Raw genomic sequence first — 351 nt, 5'->3', positions numbered from 1 at the left:
CGAATCTAAAGGCCGGGAGTTCGAATCTCTCAGGGTGCACCATTTATAACGGGAAGTAGCTCAGCTTGGTAGAGCACTTGGTTTGGGACCAAGGGGTCGCAGGTTCGAATCCTGTCTTCCCGACCATCATAACTTTTGGGGCCTTAGCTCAGCTGGGAGAGCGCCTGCCTTGCACGCAGGAGGTCAGCGGTTCGATCCCGCTAGGCTCCACCAATTCTTTAACTGACGAACTTTGAAAACTGAACGATGAGGCAAAAAAGTTTTACAAGTTTTGATTGAAGCGCAAGCTTCGTCATTTTCAAGAGCTATATCAAATTCTTTGGAGAGTTTGATCCTGGCTCAGGACGAACG

The 351-nt window shown here is 49.0% G+C and carries 2 tRNA genes; both read left to right on the top strand.

Annotated elements, in window-relative coordinates:
* Positions 1 to 49 precede the first annotated feature (49 nt).
* Positions 50 to 126, top strand: a tRNA-Pro gene (locus EVJ21_RS15315).
* An 11-nt stretch (positions 127 to 137) separates the two neighbouring features.
* Positions 138 to 213, top strand: a tRNA-Ala gene (locus tag EVJ21_RS15310).
* The last annotated feature ends 138 nt before the right edge of the window (positions 214 to 351 follow it).

The organism is Exiguobacterium sp. SH0S2 (assembly GCF_004337185.1).
GTDB lineage: Bacteria > Bacillota > Bacilli > Exiguobacteriales > Exiguobacteriaceae > Exiguobacterium > Exiguobacterium aurantiacum_A.
This window is presented reverse-complemented; position numbering and strand designations above follow the sequence as displayed.